The sequence below is a fragment of the Mesorhizobium kamtschaticum genome, from assembly GCF_056174585.1.
Genome location: NZ_CM149691.1, coordinates 3,283,287 through 3,308,827 on the forward strand (window position 1 = coordinate 3,283,287; position 25,541 = coordinate 3,308,827).

Here is a 25,541-nt window from a genome sequence, read left to right on the forward strand (position 1 = left end):
GCCTTCATTCGCCGCGCCTTCCGCTGGCTGGTGGGTTCTTAACCTGGGAGGCAATCTTCCGAGGCTCGAGCGCGAGGCGCAACGCAGGCGCTTCCTGCTGAACATGATCCCATAACCGGCTGGCGACCGGTCCGTGTGGCCGGTCGCGGCGGCGCGCCACCACCAGCTCGTCGGTGCGGCCCGGCAGATGGCGGCCGGCAATGGAGTGCAGGCGTCCGTCGTGCAACTCCTCCTCGATCAGGAAGCGGGGCAAGTGGCCCCAGCCAAGGCCTTGCAGGATGATCTCCTTCTTCATGCCCTGGTCGGCCACCAGGCATTGCGGCGCGCCTTCGATCAGCGAATAGTCTTGTTGTGGCGAATGGCGGGCGCTGTCGCGCATGACGCATTGGGTGAGTGCCTGCATCTGATCGGGCGTGACCGGCTCTTTGATGCGTTCCGGCAGAAAGCCCGGCGCCACCACGGGAACGAAGAGCACCTTGCACAGATCGACCCATTCCACCCGCGCATCGCCCTTGTCGACCCAGTGCAGGATCAGATCGGCTTCGTCATCGAAGAGGCGCTCCCACGGGCCGCCGACGGCCTCGAAATGCAGATGCAGGCGCGTGCCCGGGCATTGGGCGAAGAAGCGGCCAAGCATGCCCAGAACCTGCGGGCGAGGGCAGAGATCGCCGATTACGACATGGATTTCGCTTTCCTCGCCCATCGAGAGCTGGGCGGCATGGACGCGCAGGCCTTCCAGCTCACGCAGCAGCGATTGCGCGCGGCGGTGGAATGACAGCCCTGCCTCGGTCCCACGCACGCGATAGCCGCCGCGATCCAGGAGGACGAGGTCGAGTTGCCGTTCGAGCTTGGCGATAGCGGCGAACACCGCCGGATGCGAGCGGTGCAGCAGGGCCGCCGCCGGCTGAAAGCCGCCGGTGCGGATCACTGCATCGAAGCACTGCAAATCGTGCAAGGTGAATTCGGCCATGTCAGCTTTATCTACAGAGATTGTCTTATCTTTGTAATATCAACAAAAACGCGCCGCGACTACGCTTTGTCTCATTCAACATTCCAGAAGGAATTTCATCATGAGTGAGCTGAATTTCGTGACTGTCGGCGACGGCACGCCCATCGCCTACCGCTTCGACGGCGATGCCGCAAAGCCGGTGCTGGTGCTGTCGAACTCCATCGGCACCACGCTGCATATGTGGGACGCGCAGGTCGACGAACTGTCCAGGCATTTCCGTGTTCTGCGCTACGATTTTCGCGGCCATGGCGGGTCAAGCGCGCCAGTCGGCGCCTATTCGCTCGACCGGCTTGGCCGCGACGTGATCGAGCTGCTCGATGCGCTCGGCCTCGGACGCGTGCATTTCCTCGGCCTGTCGCTCGGCGGTTTCGTCGGGCAGTGGCTCGGCATCCACGCGCCCGAGCGGATCGACCGGCTGATCCTGAGCAACACCTCGTCCCATCTTTCGCCGGCAAGCTATTTCGACGAGCGGATTGCCGTTGTCCGGCAGGCGCCGGACATGTCGGAAACCGCCGAAGTGTTCCTCAACAACTGGTTCCCCGCGCAGATGATGGCGGCCAACGGACCGGTCATCGAGGACTTCCGCGCCATGCTGATGACGATCGACCGGCATGGCCTTGCCGGTCTGTTCGCGGCGGTGCGCGATGCCGATCTTCGCCGCACTGTAGCGCTGATCAACCGGCCGACGCTGGTGATCGCCGGCGAGCATGACACGGTGACAGCGGCCAGCCATAGTGAATTGATCGCAGCGGCGGTGCCCGGCGCGAAGCTGGTTGTCCTGCCCGCAGTTCACCTGTCGAACGTGGAGTACCCTGCCGAATTCATAAAGGCCGTGCTCGATTTTCTGAGCTGAGCCGGCACGCAATCCCGTGGAGCCCGCTGTCCCCGTATGGTCGAGCGGACTTCACGGCTCCTTGCACATCGGCAGCGGCTGCGCTGGCGGTGCCGGATGATCCTTCTTGTACTGGGCGATCATCGGCTCGAGGGTTTTTTTCGGCCAGAATTTCGGTGCGCCGATTTCCTTCAGGCAGGACGCGTTCCAGTAGGGTGCCGCGCCGGATGGCGAATGGCTCTTTGCCGCCTGCGCGACGGCGGCGATGTCGCGCGATTCCGGATAGATGTAGAGCGTCGTCGGGTTGTCCTTGACCATCGCGATGATCTGCTGGGCATCCGCCGGCGACCAGCTGGTGCAGCCATTGCTGCGGCCGCCGGCATAGTCCACCAGCTTGCCGAACGGCACCAGACCATCATGGTCGGCATAGGAGCTATTGGGGCTTTTGCGCATGCACATGGCCCGCAGCACCTGCGCCGCGTGGCCGCCGATCACGCGCTGCCTGGCATTGGCGGCTTCGCCTTCGCCGTCGAACTGTATGAAGGTGCGCAGGAAAGCCGCGTCCCGTTTGGCGCCGGTGCGATAAAAACCCTTGAACGAGGTTTTCGACTCCCGGGTCATGTATACCCCGCCAGCCGTTAGTTCCGAATCCATGGCATTGCCAAAATTCTTGGAGCACCGCCTGCCGTTTGAAAAATCGACCGTGCCTTTCAGGTTCTTGCCGGCCCCGTGACCCGATGCGATAGCGCGAAACGACTGGCTGGCTTCGCAGACAACGTAGTACCGGCGCCCGAGCACGCCATTGCCGAGATCGCCGGGACGTGTCGCATCCATGGCGAAATAGCAAGGGTTCCTGACGGCGCCTTGCGCCACCTTTTTCAGGTAAAGCGCGCGCGCCCGCTCCAGCACCACTTGTGAGATCTGGCCGTCACTGTCGCCGACATGGGCCTGCAGCCAGGCCGGGATGGCCGAGGGTGCGGCGAAGGACCGTACCGTCGCCGTCAGGGCAATGACGAGAAGGCTGAGGGTGACGACAATACCCAGAGGGACAGATCTCAACCGCACCGGTTCAATTCTCCTGCCGAAGCCATGCGAATCCTTGTTGCCACACGCAGCCAATCATAAGATGTCTCGCGCTGATCGGCGAAACACATCTTGTTTAGCGCGCCTGCAAGTTCAAGCGAACCGGGGCCGGCGCGCAAACCGCCGATAGATCCAGATGCTGGTCCAAGGTTTGCGGCTGATATCTCCGTGGACATGCGTGATTTTCGATCGGCCGATTTTCGATCCACGGGGATTGCGCTATCATCTGATTCTGGCGTGGCCCACGCCTCCTCCCTCCGCTGGGAAAGCATTCGTTCATGCGGGGCGTTCTCATCACCGAACCGACTGTTCGAGCACCAGGCATAAGGAGGGGTTGCGAAAACGGCTCGCACCAGGAGGTTTTGCAATGAGGCTATCCCAGCCCGTCTATCATCTGAAGCGTCAAGCCAGGCTGTTGTCGCGCGAGGCGAAAATCCCGCTCCACCAGGCGCTTGACCGTATTGCCGCTCGCGAAGGTTTTGCCAGCTGGAGCCTGCTTGCGGCCAAGCTTTCCGAGACGGCGCCCGCCAGCAAATTGTTCGCGCAGCTGGCGCAGGGTGATCTGGTTCTTGTCGGCGCGCGGCCCGGCCACGGCAAGACGCTGATGAGCCTCGAACTCGCGGTCGAAGCGATGAAATCAGGCCATCGCAGCGTGTTCTTCACGCTGGAATATACGCAACGGGATGTGCTGGAGCGGTTTCATGCCATCGGGGTCGAGCCGGGCCGGTTCAACGAACTGTTCGAGTTCGACACTTCCGATGCCATCAGCGCCGATTACATCGTCAGAAGGTTGGGATCGGTGCCGCGCGGTACGCTAGTGGTCGTCGATTATCTGCAGCTGCTCGACCAGAAGCGGGAAAATCCGGCCCTGATGGATCAGGTCCGCACGCTGAAGGTTTTTGCACGCAACAGCGGCGTGATCCTGGTGTTCATCTCGCAGATCGACCGGTCCTACGATCCCGCGACCAAGCCGTTTCCCGATATCAATGACATCAGGTTGCCGAACCCGCTGGATCTTTCGCTGCTCAACAAGGCCTGCTTCCTGAACCAGGGCGAGGTCCGCTTCCAGGCAGCTTGAGCCTTCCGGTGGCCAAGGCTATGCCTGCTTGGCCTGGCATGGAGCAAGGATCGTGGTCGAGATCGTCAAACCAGCACTTGAACATCTGCCGTCCTACAAGGCGGCGCTCGAGCGCGGCTGGTCGCCGGACAATGTGCGGCTGATTGAGGCGACGCGCGAGCAGCTCGCGGCGATAGAGCAGAATCCGGTGGCATTCCTGGCCAGCCTCGATGATCCCAGAAGCGGCGGGCTGTCCGATCACCTTGCCCGACGGCACACAAGTGCCGCGCCTGCCGGGGTTCCGCCGCTGGATCTGGGACGGCGAGGCATCGGGCTCGATCGGCTTTCGCTGGCAGAAGGGCACGGCAATGCTGCCATCGCATGTGCTTGGCCATATCGGCTATGCGGTGGTGCCATGGAAGCGGCGGCGCGGCTACGCCACCGAGGCCTTGCGGCTGATGCTGGACGAGGCGAGGGCCGTCGGCCTGCCCTATGTCGAGGTCACCGCCAAGCCGGGCAATCCGGCGTCGCACAAGGTGATCCTGGCCAATGGCGGCAGACTGGTCGAGCGCTTCTTCGAGGACGCCGCCTATGGCGGAGTGGAGAGTTTGCGGTTCCGGATCGAGTTGTAGGGCTTGCACCTGATGTGCTCGAAAGAAAGCTTGCTGGATCATAGCGCGTCCCGGTCTGTCGCCTATCGGAAACCGCGAAGGGAATAGTATCAATACTTCGTACCAAGGACCCACCTTGGCTCAACCCAGCTTGCGAAGGCCCCTCGTGTCCGTCGATCTGCATCACCTGCTCCTCGTCTACACCGCTTACATCATTGCGGCGGCAAGTCCCGGGCCGAGCAACATGCGGATCATGGGAACCGCGATGCACCAGGGCCGCAATGCCGCCCTGCTGCTCGCCGCCGGCGTCATCACCGGCTCGGTCTTCTGGGGGCTCATGGCCGCGACCGGCATCTCCGCTTTGCTGACGCGCTATGCGCAAGCTCTCATTGTCCTGAAGATACTGGGTGGCCTCTATCTGCTCTTTCTGGCGGTCAAGGCAGCCAAGGGCGCTCTGACCAGGGATGGTGACGCTGGGCACTTCGTTGATCGCCCGGTATCAGGCATTGCGCTCTACAGGCGCGGCCTGCTGATGCATCTCAGCAATCCGAAATCCATTCTCGGCTGGATCGCCCTGGTCACGCTCGGGCTCGGCCCAGGGGCTTCCAGGCAAGATGTCATTCTCATCCTGGCTGGCTGCGCGGTGCTGAGCGTGACGATATTTTGCGGCTATGCCCTGGCCTTTTCGACCCCACCGATGGTGCGCATGTATCGTCGGGCGCGACGCGGTATCGAAGGGGTGCTGGCTGCCTTCTTCGGCTTTGCCGGTCTCAGCCTGCTGTTTTCGCGGGCCTGAGCCAGTCGGAATTATCGCACCTCACGGCTTACTCATCCGTGCTCGTCGGCACACAGCGCGTGGTCCGACAATGCGCGGATGACGTAGCAGTCGCCGACCGTCTTGCCGTCGCAGCAGGAGGCGATGCGCTCCAGCTCGGTTTCCAGCCGCTTCAGCTGGGCGATCTTTTCGCGCACGGAGATCAGCTGCTCCTGCGCGATCTTGTCGGCATGGCCGCAAGGCTGCTCGGGATGGCCGCTCAATTCGATCAGCGAGCGGATGTCCTCGACGGCGAAGCCGAGGTCGCGGGCGTGGCGGATGAAGGCCAGCCGTTCCAGCTCCTGCCTGGAATAGCGGCGCTGGTTGCCTTCCGAGCGCTCGGGCGCGGCGACCAGGCCCATCTGCTCGTAGTAGCGGATGGTCGGCACCTTGACCCCGGTGCGGCGGGAGAGATCACCGATCGAAAACATGCATTTCGCCTCTTGAAGCTCTAGTGACTAGAGCAATTACAGTGCCTGACATCAGGGTTCAAGGCCCATGCGGCGGCGCGCCGCGCGGGTGAAGCAGACAGGTGATGAGATGACGGCTCCTCTAAAGCAGACACGGTTCAAGATCGGCGGCATGGATTGCGCTTCCTGCGCGGCCAAGATCGATACGGCGGTGCGTCGCCTCGACGGCGTCGCCGACGTCTCGGTATCGGTGACCGGCGCCAGCATGACCGTCAGCCATGGTGGCCCGCTCAATGACGACAAGGTGCTGCGGCACGTGGGGCGGCTGGGCTACGGCATCGTCAGGGCGGAAGCCAAGGCCGAGGGGCCAGCAGCCAAGGTGCAGGACCACGCCGATCATGACCACGAAGGGCATGATCATGAAGGTCAGGACCACGCGGGCCATGATCATGGAGACGGAGAGTCCGCAGCGTCATCTCACCTCCACAGCCACGCCGAGCCAGGGCAGGCGTGGTGGCGTACCCGCCGCGCGGCGCTGACGCTGGCTTGTGCCGCGGCGCTTGTCGCTGCTTACGGTATCGGCCATCTGTTCCCTTCGGCTGAGCGTTGGGTCTTCCTGGCTGCACTGCTGGTCGGTCTGGTGCCGATCGCGCGGCGCGCGCTGATGGCGGCCCTGGCCGGCACGCCGTTCTCGATCGAGATGCTGATGACCATCGCGGCTGTTGGCGCCGTGATGATCGGCGCCACGGAAGAAGCGGCGGCCGTTGTGGTGCTGTTCCTGATCGGCGAACTTCTGGAAGGTGTCGCCGCCGGCCGTGCGCGGGCCAGCATCCAGGGGCTTGCCGATCTGGTGCCGAAGACAGCGCTGGTCGAGCGGGCAGGCGGCACGGTTGAAGTTCCCGCCGAACAGCTCGGCGTCGGCGATGTCATCGTGGTGCGGCCGGGCGATCGCATCCCGGCCGACGGCGAGATTGTGGAAGGGTCTGGTGATATCGATGAGGCGCCGGTGACGGGCGAAAGCACGCCGAAGCGCAAGAGCGTTGGCGAGCCCGTCTTCGCCGGTACGATCAACAGCGATGGCGTGCTCAAGGTGAGGGTGACGGCGGCCGCCTCCGACAACACCATCGCCCGCGTCGTGCGGCTGGTGGAGGAGGCGCAGGAGGCCAAGGCGCCGACCGAGCGCTTCATCGATCGCTTTTCGCGCACCTATACGCCCGGGGTGCTGGTGGTCGGCGCGCTGGTGGCGCTGCTGCCGCCGCTGGTCGCCGGCGGCGACTGGAACGAATGGATCTACAAGGGCCTGGCCATCCTGCTGATCGGTTGCCCCTGCGCGCTGGTCATCTCGACGCCTGCCGCGATCGCTGCCGGTCTGGCGACCGGCGCGCGGCGTGGCCTGCTGATGAAGGGCGGCGCGGTGCTGGAGGGCTTTCGCCGGATCACGGCGGTGGCTTTCGACAAGACCGGCACGCTGACCGCGGGCAAACCTGTCGTCACCGACATCGTGGCCTATGGCCGCGATGAGCGCAGCGTGCTGGCGCTGGCGGCGGCGCTCGAGCAGGGCTCCAGCCATCCGCTGGCGGTGGCGATCCTGGACAGGGCCAAGGCCGACAAGGCGCCGGTGCCGCCGGCCTTGGCGGCGAAGGCGATCTCCGGCAAGGGCGTCGAGGGCAGCGTCGGCGGCGTCGCCGTCTTCCTGGGTTCCGGCCCGGCGGCGGGCGAGCGTGCAGAGATGACGCAACCGCAACGCCTTGCCGTCGACAGTCTCAACGGCCAGGGCAAGACCGTGTCGGTGCTGGTGGCCGATGGCATGGTGGCCGGGCTGATCGCCATGCGCGACGAGCCGCGGCCGGATGCGGCGGCCGGCATCATGGCACTCAAGGCAGAGGGCATCCGCACGGTGATGCTGACCGGCGACAACCGCCGCACAGCTGAGGCCATCGCCGCTTCGCTCGGCATCGAGGCGCGGGCGGAATTGCTGCCTCAGGACAAGCAGCGCATCGTCGGCGAATTGCAGCGCGAAGGGTTCAAGGTGGCCAAGGTCGGCGACGGCATCAACGACGCGCCGGCGCTGGCCGCCGCCGACATCGGCATCGCCATGGGCGGTGGTACCGATGTGGCGCTTGAGACGGCGGATGCGGCGATCCTGCATGGCCGCGTCATGGACGTTGCCCGCATGGTGCGGCTGTCGCGGGCGGTGATGGCCAATATCGGCCAGAACATCACCGTGGCGCTGGGGCTGAAAGCGGTGTTCCTGGTCACCACCATTTTGGGCATCACCGGCCTGTGGCCGGCGATCCTGGCCGACACCGGCGCCACCGTACTGGTCACCGCGAACGCCATGCGCCTGCTGCGCTGGCGCGGGTGAGGGCTTTGTCGTGGGCTACTCGGCGGGTGCCGTCAGGGGCGGCGTGGCGTTGCTGCGCCCTTCCCAGATGTTGGAGACGACAGCCACGACCACGGCGACCAGCATCGCGATAGCACCGACCACCGGCAGGCTGCGATAGCCGTAGCCGGCATTGAGCATGGCGGCGCCCAGCGACGCCGCCAGCGCGATGCCGACGTTGAAGCCGGACGGGATCAGCGAGGAGGCGAGGTTGGAGGCGTCGGCCGTCCAGGCCAGGATGCGGGTCTGTATCGGCGTACCGATGGCGAAGTTGAGGCCGCCCCAGATGACGATCGCGACAACCATCGGCAGGGGATAGGGACTGACGGCGTAGATGACCGCCAGCGTCACCGCCTGTAGGCCAAGCATGGTGATCAGCGACGGCATCAGCTTCCAGTCGGACAGCTTGCCGCCAAGGAAGACGCCAAGCGTGGCGCCGACGCCGTTCAGCAGCAGCACCCAGGGCACCAGGTTCTCGTCGAGCCCGGTGACCTCCAGCAAGTCGGCGTGATGTAGGTGAACAGGCAGAATTGGCCGAGCATCAGCATCAGCATCAGGATCAGCGAGGTCCAGACCTGCTGGCGCGCCAGGACGCGGATTTCGCGCGCAAGGCCGACATGCCTCGCGGATGATCCCGTGGTGCGCGGCAGAAGGGCAGCCATGGCGAGCGTTGCAGCCACGCCCAGCGCGCACATCACCCAGAAGGTCGCGCGCCAGCCCCAGATGTTGCCGATGGCGGTGCCGGCCGGCACGCCGATGACGTTGGAGACGGTGAGGCCGGACAGGATGACCGCCACCGCCATGCCGCGTTTGTCTTCGGGAACGAGGCCGACGGCGACCACCATGGCAACGCCGAAATAGGCGCCATGCGCCACCGCAACGGCAATGCGCAGAAACAGCATGGACGTGAAATCGGGCGCCAGCGCACAGGCCGCCTGGCCAATGGTGAAGGCGACGGCGAGGCCGAGCAGCAAGGTCTTGCGCGGCAAGGATTTGGTGGCGAGCGCCAGCAGCGGGCCGCCGATGGCGATGCCGCAGGCATAGCCGGAAACGAGATAGCCGGCGGAGGGAACCGAGACGCCAAGACCCTCAGCTACTTGTGGCAGCACGCCGGCAATGACGAATTCGGTGGTGCCGAAAGCGAAGGCAGCGATGAACAGGGCAATGAGCGGAAGCGACATGGGGAAAGCCTTGGCTGGAACGGCCTCAAACCACGGATGGACGGCGGGGGCAATCCAGAAATTATTGTCGCGAGTTTAGGTTTTCTTGAATGGTGGATGGCGAGGCGGTGAAGCGCCAATCTCACCCCTCGTGGGGGAGATGGCCGGCAGGCCAGAGGGGGGCGTTGTCCCGCCAGCCTATCAAACTTTCTGCCCGGAGCTGACGACGGCAACAAAATTAAAAAGGGTATCAACGTTGGCGCTCTACGGCGCCCCCCTCTGTCCTGCCGGACATCTCCCCCACGAGGGGGGAGATCGGCAGCTTGTCAGCTCGCCTTCAACCGCGACCCGGTCAGCAGGCCGCGCTCTTCGAGCACCGGGTAGGCCATCGAGGCCAGCAGCGAGTTGATCTGCTTCAGGTCACGGATGGTGTCGAGGTGGATCGAGCTGGTTTCGACGCTTTTGGCGGTACCTTCGCGCAGCCGCAGGAAGTGGCTGGCGCTGGTTTCCTTCTCGCGGTCGCGCAACTGGTCCTTCTCCAGCACCAGCTGGCGAGCCGTTTCAGGGTCGCGCGAGACCAGCACGTTGAAGGCAAGCCTTGCATTGGCCAGCACCGAGCTGTGGAAGGCGCACAATTCGCTCCAGCCCTCGTCGGTGAATTCCAGCCCGCGCTCGAACTTCTTCTTCACATGCACCAGCATGTTGCGAACGATGATGTCGCCGACCTGCTCGAGCTTGATGCAGGCGCCGATCAGCTCCTGGCAGCGCAGGGCCTCGTCCTCGGTCAGCTGGTTCTTGGTGAGCTTGGCGAGATAGAGTTTGATCGCCGCGTGCTTGCGGTCGACACGGTCGTCGAGGGCCGCCAGCGCCTTGATCTTGTCGGCGTCGGCGCTCTCGTAGAGTTCCATGATCCGCTTCAGCATGATCTCGACGGTTTCACAGACCCGCACCACCTCGCGCGTTGCATTGCCCAGCGCCTGGCTCGGCACGTCGAGCGCGCTCTCGTTGAGCGCGGACAGCTCTACAATGTCGAGCGAGGCGGCCGGCTCCGGCTTGGTGCCCAATGCCACGATCTTTTCCGAGGCACGGTAGACGAAGCCGGCCAGCGGCAGGCCGGCGAGCAGGATGATGACGTTGAACAGGATGTGGGCGTTGACGATCTGATCCGCCGCCGTCGCGCCGAGGAAGCCGACATGCGGACGGACAATCATGAACAGGATCAGCATGATCAGCGAGCCAAGCCCGCGCATCAGGAGATTGCCGATCGGCACGACGCGCACGGCGGGGCCGGCCGAGCGGGTCAGCATCGGCGCGATGATCGAGGAGCCGAGATTGACGCCGAGGATGAGGACGACGCCGAGCTCGGGGCTGATCAGGCCGCGGCCGGCGAGTGTCGCCATCAGCAGCACCGCCGCGATGCTCGACTGGAACAGCCAGGTGATCAGCGCCGCCAACAGATAGGCGGTGATGGAATCGCTGGAGAAGTAATTGATGATGACCGGCATGAGCTGGCTGTTGCGCAGCGGCTCGGAGGCCTGGCCGATCATTTCCAGCGACAGGATCAGAAGCCCGATGCCGACCAGGATGCGGCCGGTCTGGCGCCAGTCGCGCCGCTCGGTGGCCATGAACATCACCGTGCCGGTGATCAGGCAGAGCGGCACCAGCAGCGTGAGATCGAAGGTCAAGAGCTTGACCACGAGCGCCGAGCCGATCTCGGCGCCGCGCACGGCCAATTGGCCGGCGGCGCCCGAGACGATGCCGGAACCGGCGAAGGAGCCGACCAGCAGGGTGACCGCGGTGGAGCTCTGCAGCGCGATGGCGAGGCCGGTGCCGGCCAGCACGGCCATGATCGGATTGCGCATGGTGGCGCGCAGCCTGTGGCGCAGCACATCACCATAGGCGCGTTCGACGCCGGTCTTCACCATGCGGGTGGCAAACAGCATCAGCGCGACGGCGCCGGCCAGATGCAGGAGAACGACGGAACCGCTCATTTCGCTGCCTGCAAACGCAAGGCCAGCGCGGTGCGAACAGCACAGCGAGCAAGGGGGAAAAAGCGGATGCGAATCATGTTCATGGCAGTGACCGATAATGACTGGAATAGTTTAGCCGAATAATAAAATCTTGTCGATTTCAAGGGGTCGTCGCAGCGCGACAGGGGGTGTCGGAAAATGGACGGGTGTGCAAATGGGTTCATTGCCGTCCCACTGCGCCAACGCGGATCGACGACGCTTGCCGCCCGTCCCACTGTCAACTTTGCGATGATGTTCAAATCTCAGGAATAAGCGTAGGATTTCATTACATAATTGTAATGCTGCTGTTCAGTTTCGGTTCATCCCCCGGCCGCTACTCCTTTGGCATCGACAACCAAGGAGACTTCTCATGAAACGCATTGTTCTTTCGGTCCTCGCCGTCTCGATGCTGGCCGCCACGTCGCTCACCGGCCAGGCCGCGCCGATGAATGCGCCGGTCGCGCCGCAGTCGAATTACACCAAGGTCGACTGGCAGCAGCCCACCCACCGGGATGTCAAGAAGCGTGTCATCCAGAAGCGCTTCGAGAAGAAGGTCGTCGTGAAGCGGAACAACTGGCGCAATGGTCAGAAATATTCCGGCTGGAGGCAGCATCAGCCGGTGCGCGACTACGGCCGCTACGGCCTGCATCGTCCCGGCCGCGGCCAGGAATGGATCCGCGTCGGCAACGACTATGTGCTGGTCGGCATCCTGTCGGGCGTCATCTTCGGCGCGCTTGCCGCGCAGTAAGCATCCAGCGCTGGACTAAAAGGCAGGGCGGCCCGCAAAGGCCGCCTTTCTTTTTGCCCTGTGGAAACCGGGTATGGCCCGTATTGGGGGTCGTCGGATTTCGCTGGCATGCTTATATGGTGGGGAAACGAGTTCCCTCAATGCGCTTTCCGCCCGCCTTTCTCGACGAGATCCGCGACCGCGTGCCGATTTCACAGGTCATCGGCCAGCGCGTCGCGTGGGATCGCAAGAAGACCAATACGTCGCGAGGCGACTATTGGGCCTGTTGCCCGTTCCATGGCGAGAAGAGCCCGTCCTTCCATTGCGAGGACAAGAAGGGGCGTTACCACTGTTTCGGCTGCTCGGTCTCGGGCGACCATTTCAAATTCCTCACCGAACTCGAAGGATTGAGTTTTCCCGAGGCGGTCGAGAAGATCGCCGACATGGCCGGCGTGCCGATGCCGGTGCGCGACGAGCGGGAGGAACGGCGCGAGCAGGAACGCGCCAGCCTGACCGACGTCATGGAAATGGCGACCGCCTTCTTCCAGGAACGGCTGCAGGGACCGGAAGGGGCGAAGGCCCGCGCCTATCTCAGGGACCGTGGGCTGACGCCGGCGACGCAGCAGTCGTTCCGGCTCGGCTTCGCGCCCGACAGCCGCAATGCGCTGAAGGAGCATCTGGCGGCAAAGGGCGTGCCGAAAGCCGATATCGAGGCGTGCGGGCTGGTGCGCCATGGCGACGATATCCCGGTCTCCTATGACTGGTTCCGCGACCGCATCATGTTCCCGATCCCGGATTCGCGCGGCAAGATCATTGCCTTTGGCGGACGCGCGCTGGCTCCCGATGCGCTGGCCAAATACATGAACTCGCCCGACACCGAGCTCTTTCACAAGGGCAATGTGCTCTACAATTTCGCCCGCGCCCGCAAGGCTTTGGCCAAGGGCGGCACGGTCATTGCCGTCGAAGGCTATATGGACGTGATCGCGCTGGCGCAGGCCGGTTTCGAGAATGTCGTGGCGCCGCTCGGCACCGCGCTCACCGAAAACCAGCTCGAACTGTTGTGGCGCATGGCGGGCGAGCCGATGCTGTGCTTCGACGGCGACAAGGCCGGGCTGAAGGCGGCATGGCGTGCCGCCGATCTGGCACTGCCATCGGTGCAGGCCGGGCGCTCGGCGCGCTTCGCGCTGCTGCCGGAAGGCAAGGATCCCGACGACCTCGTCAAGGCCGAGGGGCCGGACGCTTTCCGCGCCGTACTTGCCGATGCGCGGCCGCTGGTCGACCTGTTGTGGATGCGCGAGACGGCGGGCGGTGTCTTCGACACGCCGGAGCGGCGGGCGGAACTGGGAAAGACGCTGCGGGAACTCGCCAGCCGCATCCGCGACGAAAGCACGCGCTATCACTACCAGCAGGAAATGCGTGAGCGGGAAAGAGCTTCTTCGGCTCGCAGCGCGACGCGCGGCAGGGGCGCCAGGAGTGGAAACCGGGGCAGGGCAAGGCAGCCCCCGCACCCGGCGGACAATTCGCCAAGCCTGGCGGCGGCCGCATGGCGATCACCGAAAGCCTCGGCCAATCGGCGCTGGTCAAGCGCGGCAGCGAGGGAATGTCGGTGCGCGAGGCGACGATCATCGTGGCGCTGGTCAACCATCCCCCGCTGATCGATGAGAATTTCGCCCATGTCGAATTTCTCGACCTTGCCAATTCCGATCTGCAGCGGCTGCACGCCGTCATCCTCGACGCGATGGCGCATGACATGGCCAATGACCGCCACGCGGTGGTGACGACGATCGAGCGCGCCGGCTGCGCCGAGATCTGGGGGCGCGCCGTCGAACTGATCAAGCGGGCGCGGCAGTGGCCGGCGCTGGAGACGGCGGCGCTCGACGATGCCCGCGACGCTCTGAACCAGGCGCTGCACTTGCAGCGCAGCGCGCGCACCTTACATAAGGAGCTGAAACAGGCGGAAGCAGCGCTCGAAGCAGATCCCTCGGACGAAAACTTCCGCCATCTGATCGAAATTCAGGCGCAATTTCAGGATGTACAGGCGACGGAAGCGCTGATCGAAGGATTCGGTGTTTCGTCGGGCAGGGCTGGGCGAGCCTAAGTGCAGCTGAATACAGGAATGAGAGCGTGGCCAGGCTTCCCCAGGGGGCAGGGCGCGCTAAGTCGGGTAATTGATTCGCTTTTTTCATGCGAATCATGCGAGAGGCGCTTGACCTTCCGACAGAATGGCGGAATCAGGACGATTCGAAACGTTAACCCGCACCCGCGCCGACGGGAAATGAGCGATGTGAGGTACTGGTGACTGGACAGGCAGGCCGCCTGCCACAGATATCAGGGTTAATCTGGACTTAATGCATGTCGCCCAAAAGTGGAAACCGGTTTTGGGCAACGACATGCACCAAACAAAGAGATGATGCGGTTACTGGCCCGGTGAAGCGCGTTTCATAAGCGAGCACATCCGGTTTCGACTGGTCCGACAGCTTACGCGGCTTCGATGGCAGCCGCTTGGAGAAGATAAAAATTATGGCGACTAAGGAAAAGGAAGAGGTCGAGACCGAACGCGAAGGCGCCACCGATGGCCCTCTGCTCGACCTTTCCGATGATGCTGTCAAGAAGATGATCAAGGCCGCCAAGAAACGCGGCTATGTCACGATGGACGAGCTGAATTCGGTGCTGCCTTCCGAGGAAGTGACCTCCGAGCAGATCGAGGACACGATGGCAATGCTGTCCGACATGGGCATCAATGTCGTCGAGGATGACGAACAGGGCGAAGAGGCCGAGGCCGGCGACACCGCGGCGGACGCCGAGGAAGACGCCAACGAGCTGGCCGAGCAGACCGGCACCGCGGTCGCCGCCACCACCACCAAGAAAGAGCCGACCGATCGCACCGACGATCCGGTGCGCATGTATCTGCGCGAGATGGGCTCGGTCGAGCTTCTGTCGCGCGAAGGCGAAATCGCCATTGCCAAGCGCATCGAGGCCGGCCGCGAGACGATGATCGCGGGCCTGTGCGAAAGCCCGCTGACCTTCCAGGCCATCATCATCTGGCGCGACGAGCTCAACGAATCCAAGATCCTGCTGCGCGAGATCATCGACCTCGAAGCCACCTATGCCGGCCCCGAAGCCAAGCAGGCACCGGTGGTCGAGCGCATCGAGGAAGCGCCCAAGGTCGAGGAAAAGCCGCGCCGCGGCCGCGACGAGGAAGAAGACATCACCAATGTCGCCGCCGACACGCGCGGCATCGGCGATGACGACGAGGAAGACGAGGACGAGGCGAGCCTGTCGCTGGCGGCGATGGAAGCGGAACTGCGCCCGCAGGTGATGGAGACGCTCGACGTCATCGCCGACACCTACAAGAAGCTGCGCAAGCTGCAGGACCAGCAGGTCGAGAACCGTCTGGCCGCCGCCGGCACGCTGTCGCCCAGCCAGGACCGCCGGCTGAAGGAGCTGAAGGACCAGCTGATCAAGGCGGTGAAGTCGCTGTCGCTCAACACCGCGCGCATCGAGGCGCTGGTCGAGCAGCTCTACGACATCAACAAGCGTCTGGTGCAGAATGAGGGCAAGCTGTTGCGGCTCGCCGAAAGCTATGGCGTGCGCCGCGAGGAGTTCCTGAAGGAATATCAGGGCTCCGAGCTCGATCCCAACTGGACGCGCGCGATCGGCAATCTGACGTCGCGCGGCTGGAAGGAATTCACCAAGAACGAGAAGGATGCGATCAAGGAGCTGCGCGCCGAGATCCAGCATCTGGCCACCGAAACCGCGATCTCGATCCTGGAATTCCGCAAGATCGTCAACCAGGTGCAGAAGGGCGAACGCGAAGCCGCGATCGCCAAGAAGGAAATGGTCGAGGCCAATCTGCGCCTCGTCATCTCCATCGCCAAGAAATACACCAATCGCGGCCTGCAGTTCCTCGACCTGATCCAGGAAGGCAATATCGGCCTGATGAAGGCGGTCGACAAATTCGAATACCGCCGCGGCTACAAGTTCTCGACCTACGCGACATGGTGGATCCGGCAGGCGATCACGCGTTCGATCGCCGACCAGGCGCGCACCATCCGCATTCCGGTGCACATGATCGAGACGATCAACAAGATCGTGCGCACCTCGCGCCAGATGCTGCACGAGATCGGCCGCGAGCCGACGCCGGAGGAACTGGCCGAAAAGCTCGCCATGCCGCTCGAAAAAGTGCGCAAGGTGTTGAAAATCGCCAAGGAGCCGATCTCGCTCGAAACGCCGGTCGGCGACGAGGAGGATTCGCATCTGGGCGATTTCATCGAGGACAAGATGGCGATCCTGCCGATCGACGCGGCGATCCAGGCCAATCTGCGCGAAACCACCACGCGCGTTCTGGCCTCGCTGACGCCGCGCGAGGAGCGTGTGCTGCGCATGCGCTTCGGCATCGGCATGAACACCGACCACACGCTGGAAGAAGTCGGCCAGCAGTTCTCGGTCACCCGCGAGCGTATCCGCCAGATCGAAGCCAAGGCGCTGCGCAAGCTCAAGCACCCGAGCAGGTCGCGCAAGCTGCGCAGCTTCCTCGACAGCTGACACTTACCAATTGCAAAGAGACCAAGGGCGCCCATCGAGGCGCCCTTTTTCATTTCAGGTGGTTTATCGAATTGCCGTACAACGGCACGTTCAGCCGCGTCCCCTTGACGATGATGCCGCCGCGATCGCCGATCTCGATCGAGCCGTAGCGCTGCCTGAAACACTCGGGCAGCGGGCGGTCGACGGGCACCGACAGCCACAGGCGCAGCATATGGCGCCGCTTGTCCGGGTCCGGCCAATCGCGAAAACCCATGCGGTCGTGCAGCAGCGAATGATTGTAGACGAACTGCATGTCGCCCGGCCGAAGCCGCATCGACAGGTTCAGCTGCGGGTCGTTGGCGAGGCTGTCGAAGAGATCCAGCGCTTCGACATGCGCCGCACTCAGCCGCATGGCATCCGGAAAACGCTGGGCGCTGTCGATGCCGATGCGCCTGGCGATGATCCGGCTGCCGGATTCCGTACCGGGCCGTGCAAGCCGCAGCGCAATGTCCGCCTCGCGGCGGGTCAGGCTGACATCGCTGGGGTCGGCGACCAGTTCCAGCCGCAATCCGGGATGGCGGGCGACAAGGTCTGAAACAGCGGGGATCAGCACCCGGTTGATCAGGATCGGCACGGCGGTGACCCGCACCGTGCCGCTGATTTCGCTGTCGGCGCCCTTGACCGCGAGCGTCTGCCCGCCGATCTCGGCCTCCACCGCTTCCGCCCGGCTGGCCGCGACCTCGCCGGCCTGCGTCGGCCGCATTTCGCCTTCCGTGCCGCGCTCGAACAGGCGCACGCCGAGCGCACGCTCGATCGCCCGCAGGCGCCGCGCCACCGTTGTCGGATCCAGTCCAAGCCGGCGGCCGGCGGCGGCGAAGGACCCTTCACGGGTCAGCGCCAGCACGTAGCGCAGGTCATTCCAGTCGATGTCGTGCATTTTTGCAGCTCTATGCGGCGATCTTTCAGCATGAAGCTGCGAGAATGCTGCGTTATGCTCGCTGTGTCCATCACCGGAGAGACGATGTGATCCGCGCCGAAGACCACGCTTGTCAATGTCATCGCTGGCAGGCACCAAGGCAGCCCGGCCGCGGCTCCGATCGGACATGAGCATGGCCGACCTGTCCATGTCAGGCCACTCCGAAGGCGCGGTGCTGTTCCTTCTGGCGGTCGCTTTCATTGCCGGCCTGGCGCGTGGGTTTTCCGGTTTCGGTGCGGCGCTGATCTTCATGCCGCTGGCGAGCTCGATCATCGGGCCGCAATCGACGGCGCCGCTGCTGCTGATCATCGATGCGGTTGCCGCCCTTGGCCTGCTGCCGCGCGGCTGGCTGCTGGCCGACCGGCCCAGCGTCGGCACCATGACGCTCGGCGCGCTGGTCGGCGTCCCGCTCGGCACCTATGCGCTGACGCGCATGGACCCGCTCACGCTGCGCTGGGGCATCGTGGCTCTGGTGGTGCTGCTGCTTGGCCTGTTGATGTCGGGCTGGCGCTACCATGGCCGCCCGGCGACGCCGCTGACGGTCGGTGTCGGCGGGCTTGCCGGCTTCTTCTCGGGCGCTGCCCAGGTCGGCGGTCCGCCGGTCGTGGCCTATTGGCTTGGCGGCGGCGGCAATGGCGAGGTCGTGCGCGCCAACATCGTCTTGTATTTCGCCCTGTCGAGCGCGCTGACCGCCGCGAGTTACCTGGCCGGTAGGCTGATCACGCTGCCCGTTCTTGGCCTGGCGCTGGTGACAGGCCCGTTCTATGGACTTGGTCTCTATCTCGGCTCGCGCCTGTTCGGACGCACCAGTGAGCGCGGCTTTCGCTGGGCCTGCTACGGCCTCATCGCCATGGCGTCGATCGTCAGCCTGCCGGCGTTGGATTCCATCCTCGGGCGGTGAGCAGCTCGGCTCCGAAAAGGCGTTGCCATGAGGACGCGCAGCGGCATTTCGCAAAGTGCCGACAGAACAGCCTTCGGGCTTAACTTTTCCGCAAGCATTTCCCCGTTAGGTCAACGGCAATGGCCTCGTGGCGGAGCGGCTACGCTGGAGACGGCAAATCTCTGAAGCCTCGGTTCGATCCCGAGGCGAGGCCTCCAAAAATCCATCGCGTTTGAGCGGCTCCCCTGTGAAGGCCAGACAATAGCGCACGACTGGCATTGAACATGCAGCACCCGATGCGTCGAGCAAGGGTCGGGCCTGCCACCTGCATTCTTGTATAGGGTAGGAGGCTATGCTAAATCGGCCGGCATGACACATACGATTCGGGAAAAACAGAAGCTGTTGGCGCGCGTGCGCCGCATCAGGGGCCAGGTCGAGGCCATCGAGCGGGCGCTCGACAGCGAGGCCGGTTGCGAGGCGGTCATGCATCTCATCGCTGGGGCGCGTGGCGCGATGACCGGGCTGATGGGCGAGGTGATCGAGGATCATGTGCGCACGCATCTCGTCGATTCCGAGCGATACCCCGGCGCGCTCAACAGCGAAGCGGTCGACCAACTGCTCGATGTCATCCGCACCTATGTGAAGTGAGTTCCGTCATGTCCGCAGCCAACAGCGCCTTCCACAGCCACATGTTCCTGGGCGAAGAACACCAGAACAGCGAGCGCAAGACCTGGGCTGTGATCTGGCTCTGCGCGGTCATGATGGTGGCTGAGATCGTCGGCGGCCTTTTGTTCGGCTCGATCGCCCTTGTCGCCGACGGGCTGCATATGAGCACGCATGCCGGTGCATTGTTGCTGGCGGCACTTGCTTATACCTATGCGCGCCGCCATGCCGCCGACCAGCGCTTTACCTTCGGCACCGGCAAGCTTGGCGACCTCGCTGGATTCACCAGCGCCATCATCCTGGCCATGATCGCGCTGCTGATCGGGTATGAATCCCTCACGCGTCTCTACGTGCCGGTGCCGATCCATTTCGCCGAGGCCATCCCGGTCGCCTGCCTTGGCCTTGCGGTCAACATTGCCAGCGCATGGCTGCTCAGCGGCGGCGATCATCACGGCCATAGCCACGGTCATGGCCACAGTCATGGCCACGGCCATGCGGCGGGGCATGAGCATGACGAGACGCATCGGATTGCCACAGCGGACGGCGAGGTGGTGCTGGAAGTGTTCGAGGACGGCGTGCCGCCGCGCTTCAGGCTGCGCTCCGGATCAGGCATGGTGCTCGCATCATCCTTCGTCTCGATAGAAACCGTGCGGTCAGATGGGGCGCGGCAGCTCTTCGCATTCAGAAATTTGGGCGATGGTCTGGAATCCATCGAGGAGATACCCGAGCCGCACGCCTTCGAGGCCAATGTCACCCTTGGCGGGAAGACTTATCCGGTCCTGTTCAAGGAACATGAGCATGCGCACGGCAGGGCGACGCATGACAACAACATGCGCGCCGCTGTCGTGCATGTCGTCGCCGACGCGGCGGTGTCCGTGCTGGTCATCATCGGGTTGCTCTTTGCCCGCGCCTTCGGCTGGCTGTGGATGGATCCGCTCGCCGGCATTGTTGGGGCGGTGGTCATCGCCAGTTGGGCGCTCGGGCTGATCCGCGATACCAGCGCCGTCCTGCTCGACATGAATCCCGACCGTGGCATGGCGGAGAACCTGCGCCGGACCATTGAGAGCGAAGGCGATGAGCTTGCCGACTTGCATCTGTGGCGGCTCGGACCGGGACATCTCGGCGCCATCGTCTCCGTGGTGACGCCGACGCGCCGGCAAGAAGACTATTACCGCAGCCGGCTTGCGCGCTTCCGGTCATTGTCGCATCTGACGATCGAAGTCAGGAAGGCGGCGTAGGGCCGACGTTAAAACCGCCTATTTGCATTTGGCATGCAGGGCGCTCGCGAAAAGAGTGCTATGCAAGGGCGCGAGCATGCTCGCTCCGATTTTCCCCGACATTCGAGGTTATTTCGTGCGTGAACCGTCACTGCTGCCGGTCTTTGGAAAACTTGGTGTCAAGGCACGTGTGGCTGTTCTGGCCGCACCGGCCTCTTCGGCAGGCATTGTGCCGCGCTTGCGGGAGCTTCTGGCCGCGCATGGTGGCATGGTGCTGAAGCTGTCGGTGATCGCCTGGACGATACTGGTCCTGGGAGCAGTGTTTTTCATGATGCAGGGCTGAGGTAAGCCAGCATGGCCAATCGCTACACATTGCGCATGGAGCTTCCCCAGAGCTGGACCATAGTCGATATCTTCACCGGCCAGCCAGCCGTGGTCAGGCAAAAAGTGATGGTCGGCATGAGCCCGCGCGAGGCCGAGGACATGGTCGTGCAGATGAATGCGCGCGACGTCAAGCGCCGGGAAAGGGCGGAGCGCAAGGATTGAACGTTCCGGCTGCCGGCTCAAAGGGCGGACCAAAACCCCGCCGAACCAAAGCCAGAGGATTCCCGTGAGAGCGAGCCTGAGGCAAAAGATACTGGAGGTCTGCGACCGCAAGATCGCCGAGAAAGGGCCCGCCGTCGGCGTGTCGTTCTACGCGTTTTTCGCTAACAGGAATGACGACCCCGAACTGCTGATGGAAGCAGCGGAATGGTGGATCAGAACCCACCGCCTCGATCATTTCGAAAAGGCCGCGAAAATACGCACGATGATCGAGGGCATCGAGGTTTAATCTTTAGTTTCTATGCATGTCGTTGTCTCAAAACCGGGGTCACTTTTGAGCGACATGCATTGGGCTGTTCAGCCGAAGTCGGCGGCCGTCAGTACATACATGCTCTTGCGGGTGCGGTCGTAGGCCTTCGACGCCACGTCGCGGATGGCGCTGCTCTGCGTGTCGAACGTTGCGAGGTAACCTGCCTCGTTGGCCGCGGTTGCCGGCTGCATCCGGGTCATCGCGTCGGCGGCGACCGAGAAGGAAATCTGGAACATGCCGTCATGGCCGACGAAACGGATGCGCTTGCCGGCTTCGTCATAGCTGCGGCTGCGGTTGGGGAAGGTGAGGCTCATGTCTTGACCTCCGTTGTGGCGGCCTTCTTGGTCGCCCGCTTCTTCTTCGGCGTCGGGTTCAGGGCTTCGGCGACCCGGTCGGCCTCTTCCTTGGCCAGTCGCAAAATCCTGAGCTTCGCCGTCTTGATCTCCCTGGCCTTGGCCTCGGACATGTACTCGGCGGTTGCCTTGTTGCGCTCGGCCGTCTTCTTCTGCTTGTCGACAAAGCGGGCTTCAGCTTTTTCCATGATCGTCTGATTGCCTTCGGCCATCGAACAAATCTCCCTTGCGTTTGAAATCGTGAAAGTGAACTTGTCCGATAAATAGGCACTCGACCGGCAAAATTCAATTTTTTGAATTATTTATGCCATTCGCGATATCACGGAATCGCCGGCCGAAATAATACTTTTCAATATTTCATCGAGCCCGCGAATAATTTTTGGCACTCCTATCTATCGAGTGCCAAAGCGCCTATATGGGGGAAGCGGCCGCCTATGCCGGCCCCAGAAAGAAGTTTTCATGAAGTTTCGGCCACTCCACGACCGCGTCGTCATCCGGCGCGCCGAAGGCGATATCAAATCCAAGGGCGGCATCATCATTCCCGACAATGCCAAGGAAAAGCCGCAGCAAGGCGAAGTCATCGCCGTCGGCCCCGGCGCACGTGACGAAAACGGCGCGCTTGTGCCGCTCGACGTCAAGGCCGGCGACCTGATCCTGTTCGGCAAATGGTCGGGCACCGAGGTCAAGATCGACGGCGAGGACCTTCTGATCATGAAGGAAGCCGACATCATGGGTGTCATCGACAACAGCGAGGCAGCCACCGAGAAGACTGCGGCAGCCAAGACCGTGGCCGCCAAGAAGGCTGCCTGATCAGCGCCCGCGTGTCCTTCGGGACGCGCAAGGACGCTCAGAGACTGATCATGGAGGCTCTGCCTTCATCAACCGAACTGGATAAAAATCATGTCTGCCAAGGAAATCAAATTCGCCACCGACGCGCGTGACCGCATGCTGCGCGGCGTCGAGATCCTCACCAATGCGGTGAAGGTCACGCTCGGCCCCAAGGGCCGCAACGTCATCATCGACAAGGCCTATGGCGCGCCGCGCATCACCAAGGACGGCGTCACCGTCGCCAAGGAAATCGAGCTTGCCGACAAGTTCGAGAACATGGGCGCGCAGATGGTGCGCGAAGTGGCCTCGAAGACCAACGACCTCGCCGGTGACGGCACCACCACCGCCACGGTGCTGGCCGCCTCGATCCTGCGCGAAGGCGCGAAGCTGGTTGCCGCCGGCATGAACCCGATGGACTTGAAGCGCGGCATCGACCAGGCGGTTGCCGCCGTCGTCGGGGAAATCAAATCGAAAGCCAAGAAGGTCAAGTCGTCGGCCGAGATCGCCCAGGTCGGCACCATCGCCGCCAATGGCGACGCGACCGTCGGCGAGATGATCGCCAAGGCGATGGACAAGGTCGGCAATGACGGCGTCATCACCGTCGAGGAAGCCAAGACCGCCGAAACCGAACTCGACGTCGTCGAGGGCATGCAGTTCGACCGCGGCTATCTCTCACCGTATTTCGTCACCAATGCCGACAAGATGCGCGTTGAGCTCGAAGAGCCCTACGTGCTCATCCACGAGAAGAAACTCGGCAATCTGCAGGCGATGCTGCCGATCCTCGAAGCGGTGGTGCAGAGCGGCAGGCCGCTGCTGATCATCTCGGAAGACGTCGAAGGCGAGGCGCTTGCCACGCTGGTCGTCAACAAATTGCGCGGCGGCCTCAAGGTCGCGGCCGTCAAGGCGCCGGGCTTCGGTGACCGCCGCAAGGCGATGCTGGAAGACATCGCGGTGCTGACCGCGGGCCAGATGATTTCCGAGGATCTCGGCATCAAGCTCGAAAACGTCACCATCGAGATGCTCGGCCGCGCCAAGCGCGTGCTGATCGAGAAGGACACCACCACGATCATCGACGGCGCCGGCACCAAGGCGACGATCCAGGCGCGCGTCGCCCAGATCAAGGGCCAGATCGAGGAGACCACCTCCGACTACGACAAGGAGAAGCTGCAGGAGCGGCTGGCCAAGCTGTCGGGCGGCGTTGCCGTCATCCGCGTCGGCGGCGTCACCGAGTCGGAAGTCAAGGAAAAGAAGGACCGCATCGACGACGCGCTGAACGCAACGCGCGCGGCGGTTGAGGAAGGCATCGTGCCCGGCGGCGGCGTCGCCCTGCTGCGTGCCCGGTCGGCGCTTGCCGGCCTGACCGGCGCCAATGACGATGTGACGGCAGGCATTTCGATCGTGCTGCGCGCGCTCGAAGCTCCGATCCGCCAGATCGCCGAGAATTCCGGCGTTGAAGGCTCGATCGTCGTCGGCAAGCTCACCGACAGCAAGGATCACAATCAGGGCTTCGACGCCCAGAACGAGACCTATGTCGACATGATCAAGGCCGGCATCGTCGATCCGGCAAAGGTGGTGCGCACCGCACTGCAGGACGCCGGCTCGATCGCAGCACTTCTGATCACCGCCGAAGCGATGATCACCGACATCCCGGCCAAGGATGCCGCACCGGCGGGTGGCGGCGGCGGCATGGGCGGCTACTAAGATTCAACTGGTCCGCGAAGGTGGCTTCTCAGGAGCCACCTTCCGGATCTGACCTGAATCTGGCCAAGCCGGCTCTTCACCGGAGTTGAAATGATTACCGCCGGGGGATTTCTCCCGGCGCACAGGCCTCTAGCCCAGGAGACGGATCCATGATCACGTTCGTGCGGAAGCCAGGCACGGTCGTCACGACCGAAAAAACCGAGGAAAGCCGCTTCGACCGCATCCGCAGGATTGCCGCCGACAAGCACAAGAAATCCGATTCCGACACGGCTACGCCACCAAAGAGCGAGCCCAAACGCCCGATGTAAGGACCGACGCCGCCGCGATCAAAGCGCGACTTGCGATCGCCGGAAGCAGCCGGCGGCGTGGTGGTTGACGATGCCGACGGCCTGCATCCAGGCATAGACGATGGTCGGGCCGACAAATTTGAAGCCGCGGCGCTTCATTTCCTTGGAAATCCGTTCGGAGAGTGGCGATGAGGCGATCCAGCCGTGGCCGTCGTTTTTCAGCACCTTGCCATCGGTGAACGACCAGCAGAAGTCGGCGAAGTTTTCGCCGCGCTCCGCCATCTCGCAGAAGATCTGCGCGCCCCGGATCGTGGCTTCGATCTTGGCGCGGGCGCGGATGATGCCGGGATCGGCCATCAGCCGCTCGATATCGGCCGGGCCGAAGCGCGCGACTTTCGGCGGGTCGAAACCGGCGAAGGCGGCGCGAAAGGCTTCGCGTTTCCTGAGCACGATGATCCAGGCAAGACCGGCCTGAAACCCTTCCAGCATCAGCACTTCCCACAGCATGCGGGCATCATGCTGCGGAACGCCCCATTCCTCGTCGTGATAGGCGTGCATCAGCGGGTCGCCTTCGGCCCAGCCGCAGCGATGATGTGCGTGAATGTCCATGGCGATCCTCCGTCACACGACAAGGGTTAGCTCATTTCTCTCTGAGCGCATGAACGAATCGCGCAGAGATTGTCGGTGTAGAGCCAACCCATTCCGACCAGTGTGGGTGCTCTTTGCGGAGATCGCAAATGTTCGGCTTTAATCGAGATCAGCATCGATCGCTACGATCAGACCGTTGGCGTTGACAGTCACATCCAAGGTTCCCGTCTCATGACCGAAGTCGCCGGTGAAATCAATGTGTGCCTTGGCATGCCTACTGTCGAATACTTCCACCGATTCTATTTTGCTCACAGTGTGATATCCGACAAAGAACCGCTCAAGATAGGTTCGAACACCATCTGTGTTCGAAAACTTGTCACCGACAGATACGTCATCAATAACCGCGTTTTCAGAAAACAGCGCAAGCGCTTTCTCAACAGCAAAAGCGTTTGTTGCCGATATTAATTTCCCGATGATCTTTTCCATATCCATCTCTGCTCTTCTCATCGAATAGGAGCGTCCGTTATTAAAAAACGATTGTGAGGCATGGGCTGTGTGATTGTCCCACGGTGGATT

General features: G+C 63.2%; 24 protein-coding genes and 3 pseudogenes. 17 read left to right on the top strand and 10 right to left on the bottom strand.

Features of this window, described 5'->3' with window-relative positions; genetic code table 11:
- Nucleotides 1–4: 4 nt before the first annotated feature.
- Entirely contained in the window at nt 5–970 is a 966-nt protein-coding gene (locus AC0V7N_RS16015) for a LysR substrate-binding domain-containing protein (RefSeq protein ID WP_496627954.1), read from the bottom strand.
- Nucleotides 971–1,070: 100 nt separating this feature from the next.
- On the opposite strand from AC0V7N_RS16015, the gene AC0V7N_RS16020 reads away from it, so the two are divergent.
- Nucleotides 1,071–1,862 (top strand): alpha/beta fold hydrolase, encoded by a 792-nt coding sequence (locus AC0V7N_RS16020; protein WP_475459119.1) that lies wholly within the window; start codon nt 1,071–1,073, stop codon nt 1,860–1,862.
- A 51-nt stretch (nt 1,863–1,913) separates the two neighbouring features.
- Here AC0V7N_RS16020 and AC0V7N_RS16025 read toward each other — a convergent pair whose 3' ends face one another.
- On the bottom strand, nt 1,914–2,906 hold the full coding sequence (locus AC0V7N_RS16025; RefSeq protein WP_496627955.1) for a hypothetical protein: 993 nt from the start codon (nt 2,904–2,906) through the stop codon (nt 1,914–1,916).
- Nucleotides 2,907–3,291: 385 nt separating this feature from the next.
- On the opposite strand from AC0V7N_RS16025, the gene AC0V7N_RS16030 reads away from it, so the two are divergent.
- The 3 genes and pseudogenes from AC0V7N_RS16030 (at nt 3,292) to AC0V7N_RS16040 (ending at nt 5,388) form a co-directional block, all read left to right on the top strand.
- Nucleotides 3,292–4,002: a DNA helicase gene (locus tag AC0V7N_RS16030; protein ID WP_475460351.1), complete on the top strand. Its 711-nt coding sequence runs from the start codon at nt 3,292–3,294 to the stop codon at nt 4,000–4,002.
- A 52-nt stretch (nt 4,003–4,054) separates the two neighbouring features.
- Nucleotides 4,055–4,613: pseudogene (locus AC0V7N_RS16035) on the top strand (GNAT family N-acetyltransferase).
- Nucleotides 4,614–4,758: 145 nt separating this feature from the next.
- A complete protein-coding gene (locus AC0V7N_RS16040; protein WP_475459121.1) occupies nt 4,759–5,388 on the top strand; it encodes a LysE family translocator in 630 nt (209 codons plus the stop codon).
- A 32-nt stretch (nt 5,389–5,420) separates the two neighbouring features.
- Here the strand turns inward: AC0V7N_RS16040 and AC0V7N_RS16045 are convergent, their stop codons facing one another.
- On the bottom strand, nt 5,421–5,837 hold the full coding sequence (locus AC0V7N_RS16045) for a MerR family transcriptional regulator (RefSeq protein ID WP_475459123.1): 417 nt from the start codon (nt 5,835–5,837) through the stop codon (nt 5,421–5,423).
- A gap of 109 nt (nt 5,838–5,946) precedes the next feature.
- Here AC0V7N_RS16045 and AC0V7N_RS16050 point away from each other — a divergent pair, with 109 nt between their 5' ends.
- Nucleotides 5,947–8,181, top strand: a complete 2,235-nt coding sequence (locus tag AC0V7N_RS16050) for a heavy metal translocating P-type ATPase (protein WP_475459126.1) — start codon at nt 5,947–5,949, stop codon at nt 8,179–8,181.
- Between the two features lie 15 nt (nt 8,182–8,196).
- Here AC0V7N_RS16050 and AC0V7N_RS16055 read toward each other — a convergent pair.
- Nucleotides 8,197–9,380, bottom strand: a pseudogene (locus tag AC0V7N_RS16055) (MFS transporter).
- A gap of 305 nt (nt 9,381–9,685) precedes the next feature.
- Nucleotides 9,686–11,350: a Na/Pi cotransporter family protein gene (locus AC0V7N_RS16060; RefSeq protein ID WP_027044202.1), complete on the bottom strand. Its 1,665-nt coding sequence runs from the start codon at nt 11,348–11,350 to the stop codon at nt 9,686–9,688.
- A gap of 388 nt (nt 11,351–11,738) precedes the next feature.
- On the opposite strand from AC0V7N_RS16060, the gene AC0V7N_RS16065 reads away from it, so the two are divergent.
- The 3 genes and pseudogenes from AC0V7N_RS16065 (at nt 11,739) to rpoD (ending at nt 16,640) form a co-directional block, all read left to right on the top strand.
- Nucleotides 11,739–12,116 carry an RcnB family protein gene (locus AC0V7N_RS16065; RefSeq protein WP_475459132.1) on the top strand — a complete coding sequence of 126 codons (378 nt, stop codon included), beginning with the start codon at nt 11,739–11,741 and terminating at the stop codon, nt 12,114–12,116.
- 140 nt (nt 12,117–12,256) lie between these two features.
- Nucleotides 12,257–14,193 (top strand): annotated as a pseudogene (gene dnaG / locus AC0V7N_RS16070) (DNA primase).
- 422 nt (nt 14,194–14,615) lie between these two features.
- A complete protein-coding gene (rpoD, locus tag AC0V7N_RS16075; RefSeq protein WP_475459134.1) occupies nt 14,616–16,640 on the top strand; it encodes an RNA polymerase sigma factor RpoD in 2,025 nt (674 codons plus the stop codon).
- A gap of 49 nt (nt 16,641–16,689) precedes the next feature.
- Here rpoD and AC0V7N_RS16080 read toward each other — a convergent pair whose 3' ends face one another.
- Nucleotides 16,690–17,556 (bottom strand): LysR family transcriptional regulator, encoded by an 867-nt coding sequence (locus AC0V7N_RS16080; protein WP_475459136.1) that lies wholly within the window; start codon nt 17,554–17,556, stop codon nt 16,690–16,692.
- Nucleotides 17,557–17,728: 172 nt separating this feature from the next.
- Here AC0V7N_RS16080 and AC0V7N_RS16085 point away from each other — a divergent pair, with 172 nt between their 5' ends.
- The 6 genes from AC0V7N_RS16085 to AC0V7N_RS16110 all read left to right on the top strand — a co-directional run bounded on the left by AC0V7N_RS16085 (nt 17,729) and on the right by AC0V7N_RS16110 (nt 21,187).
- Nucleotides 17,729–18,496, top strand: a complete 768-nt coding sequence (locus AC0V7N_RS16085; protein ID WP_475459138.1) for a sulfite exporter TauE/SafE family protein — start codon at nt 17,729–17,731, stop codon at nt 18,494–18,496.
- Nucleotides 18,497–18,844: 348 nt separating this feature from the next.
- A complete protein-coding gene (locus AC0V7N_RS16090) occupies nt 18,845–19,123 on the top strand; it encodes a metal/formaldehyde-sensitive transcriptional repressor (RefSeq protein ID WP_475459140.1) in 279 nt (92 codons plus the stop codon).
- An 8-nt stretch (nt 19,124–19,131) separates the two neighbouring features.
- Nucleotides 19,132–20,376 (top strand): CDF family Co(II)/Ni(II) efflux transporter DmeF, encoded by a 1,245-nt coding sequence (dmeF, locus tag AC0V7N_RS16095; protein ID WP_475459143.1) that lies wholly within the window; start codon nt 19,132–19,134, stop codon nt 20,374–20,376.
- A gap of 76 nt (nt 20,377–20,452) precedes the next feature.
- Nucleotides 20,453–20,698 carry a hypothetical protein gene (locus AC0V7N_RS16100; RefSeq protein WP_475459145.1) on the top strand — a complete coding sequence of 82 codons (246 nt, stop codon included), beginning with the start codon at nt 20,453–20,455 and terminating at the stop codon, nt 20,696–20,698.
- 11 nt (nt 20,699–20,709) lie between these two features.
- Nucleotides 20,710–20,901 (top strand): hypothetical protein, encoded by a 192-nt coding sequence (locus tag AC0V7N_RS16105; RefSeq protein ID WP_475459147.1) that lies wholly within the window; start codon nt 20,710–20,712, stop codon nt 20,899–20,901.
- 64 nt (nt 20,902–20,965) lie between these two features.
- Nucleotides 20,966–21,187 carry a DUF6500 family protein gene (locus AC0V7N_RS16110; RefSeq protein WP_475459149.1) on the top strand — a complete coding sequence of 74 codons (222 nt, stop codon included), beginning with the start codon at nt 20,966–20,968 and terminating at the stop codon, nt 21,185–21,187.
- Between the two features lie 68 nt (nt 21,188–21,255).
- Here AC0V7N_RS16110 and AC0V7N_RS16115 read toward each other — a convergent pair whose 3' ends face one another.
- Both AC0V7N_RS16115 and AC0V7N_RS16120 read right to left on the bottom strand, forming a co-directional pair.
- Entirely contained in the window at nt 21,256–21,522 is a 267-nt protein-coding gene (locus AC0V7N_RS16115; protein WP_027059776.1) for a DUF1488 family protein, read from the bottom strand.
- On the bottom strand, nt 21,519–21,773 hold the full coding sequence (locus tag AC0V7N_RS16120) for a hypothetical protein (RefSeq protein ID WP_258582332.1): 255 nt from the start codon (nt 21,771–21,773) through the stop codon (nt 21,519–21,521). Before AC0V7N_RS16120 ends, AC0V7N_RS16115 begins: the two co-directional genes overlap by 4 nt.
- A 247-nt stretch (nt 21,774–22,020) precedes the next feature.
- Between AC0V7N_RS16120 and AC0V7N_RS16125 the strand changes: the two genes are divergently transcribed.
- From AC0V7N_RS16125 to AC0V7N_RS16135, 3 genes are all read left to right on the top strand, one after another.
- Complete coding sequence (locus tag AC0V7N_RS16125) at nt 22,021–22,371, top strand: co-chaperone GroES (RefSeq protein ID WP_475459152.1); 351 nt, start codon at nt 22,021–22,023, stop codon at nt 22,369–22,371.
- Nucleotides 22,372–22,461: 90 nt separating this feature from the next.
- Nucleotides 22,462–24,090 (top strand): chaperonin GroEL, encoded by a 1,629-nt coding sequence (gene groL / locus AC0V7N_RS16130; RefSeq protein ID WP_475459154.1) that lies wholly within the window; start codon nt 22,462–22,464, stop codon nt 24,088–24,090.
- Nucleotides 24,091–24,239: 149 nt separating this feature from the next.
- The gene (locus tag AC0V7N_RS16135) at nt 24,240–24,398 is read left to right on the top strand and encodes a hypothetical protein (RefSeq protein WP_475459156.1); all 159 of its coding nucleotides are present in this window, start codon (nt 24,240–24,242) and stop codon (nt 24,396–24,398) included.
- A gap of 18 nt (nt 24,399–24,416) precedes the next feature.
- Here AC0V7N_RS16135 and AC0V7N_RS16140 read toward each other — a convergent pair whose 3' ends face one another.
- Complete coding sequence (locus AC0V7N_RS16140) at nt 24,417–24,986, bottom strand: DNA-3-methyladenine glycosylase I (protein ID WP_475459158.1); 570 nt, start codon at nt 24,984–24,986, stop codon at nt 24,417–24,419.
- A 138-nt stretch (nt 24,987–25,124) separates the two neighbouring features.
- Complete coding sequence (locus AC0V7N_RS16145) at nt 25,125–25,451, bottom strand: nuclear transport factor 2 family protein (RefSeq protein ID WP_475459160.1); 327 nt, start codon at nt 25,449–25,451, stop codon at nt 25,125–25,127.
- Between the last annotated feature and the right edge of the window lie 90 nt (nt 25,452–25,541).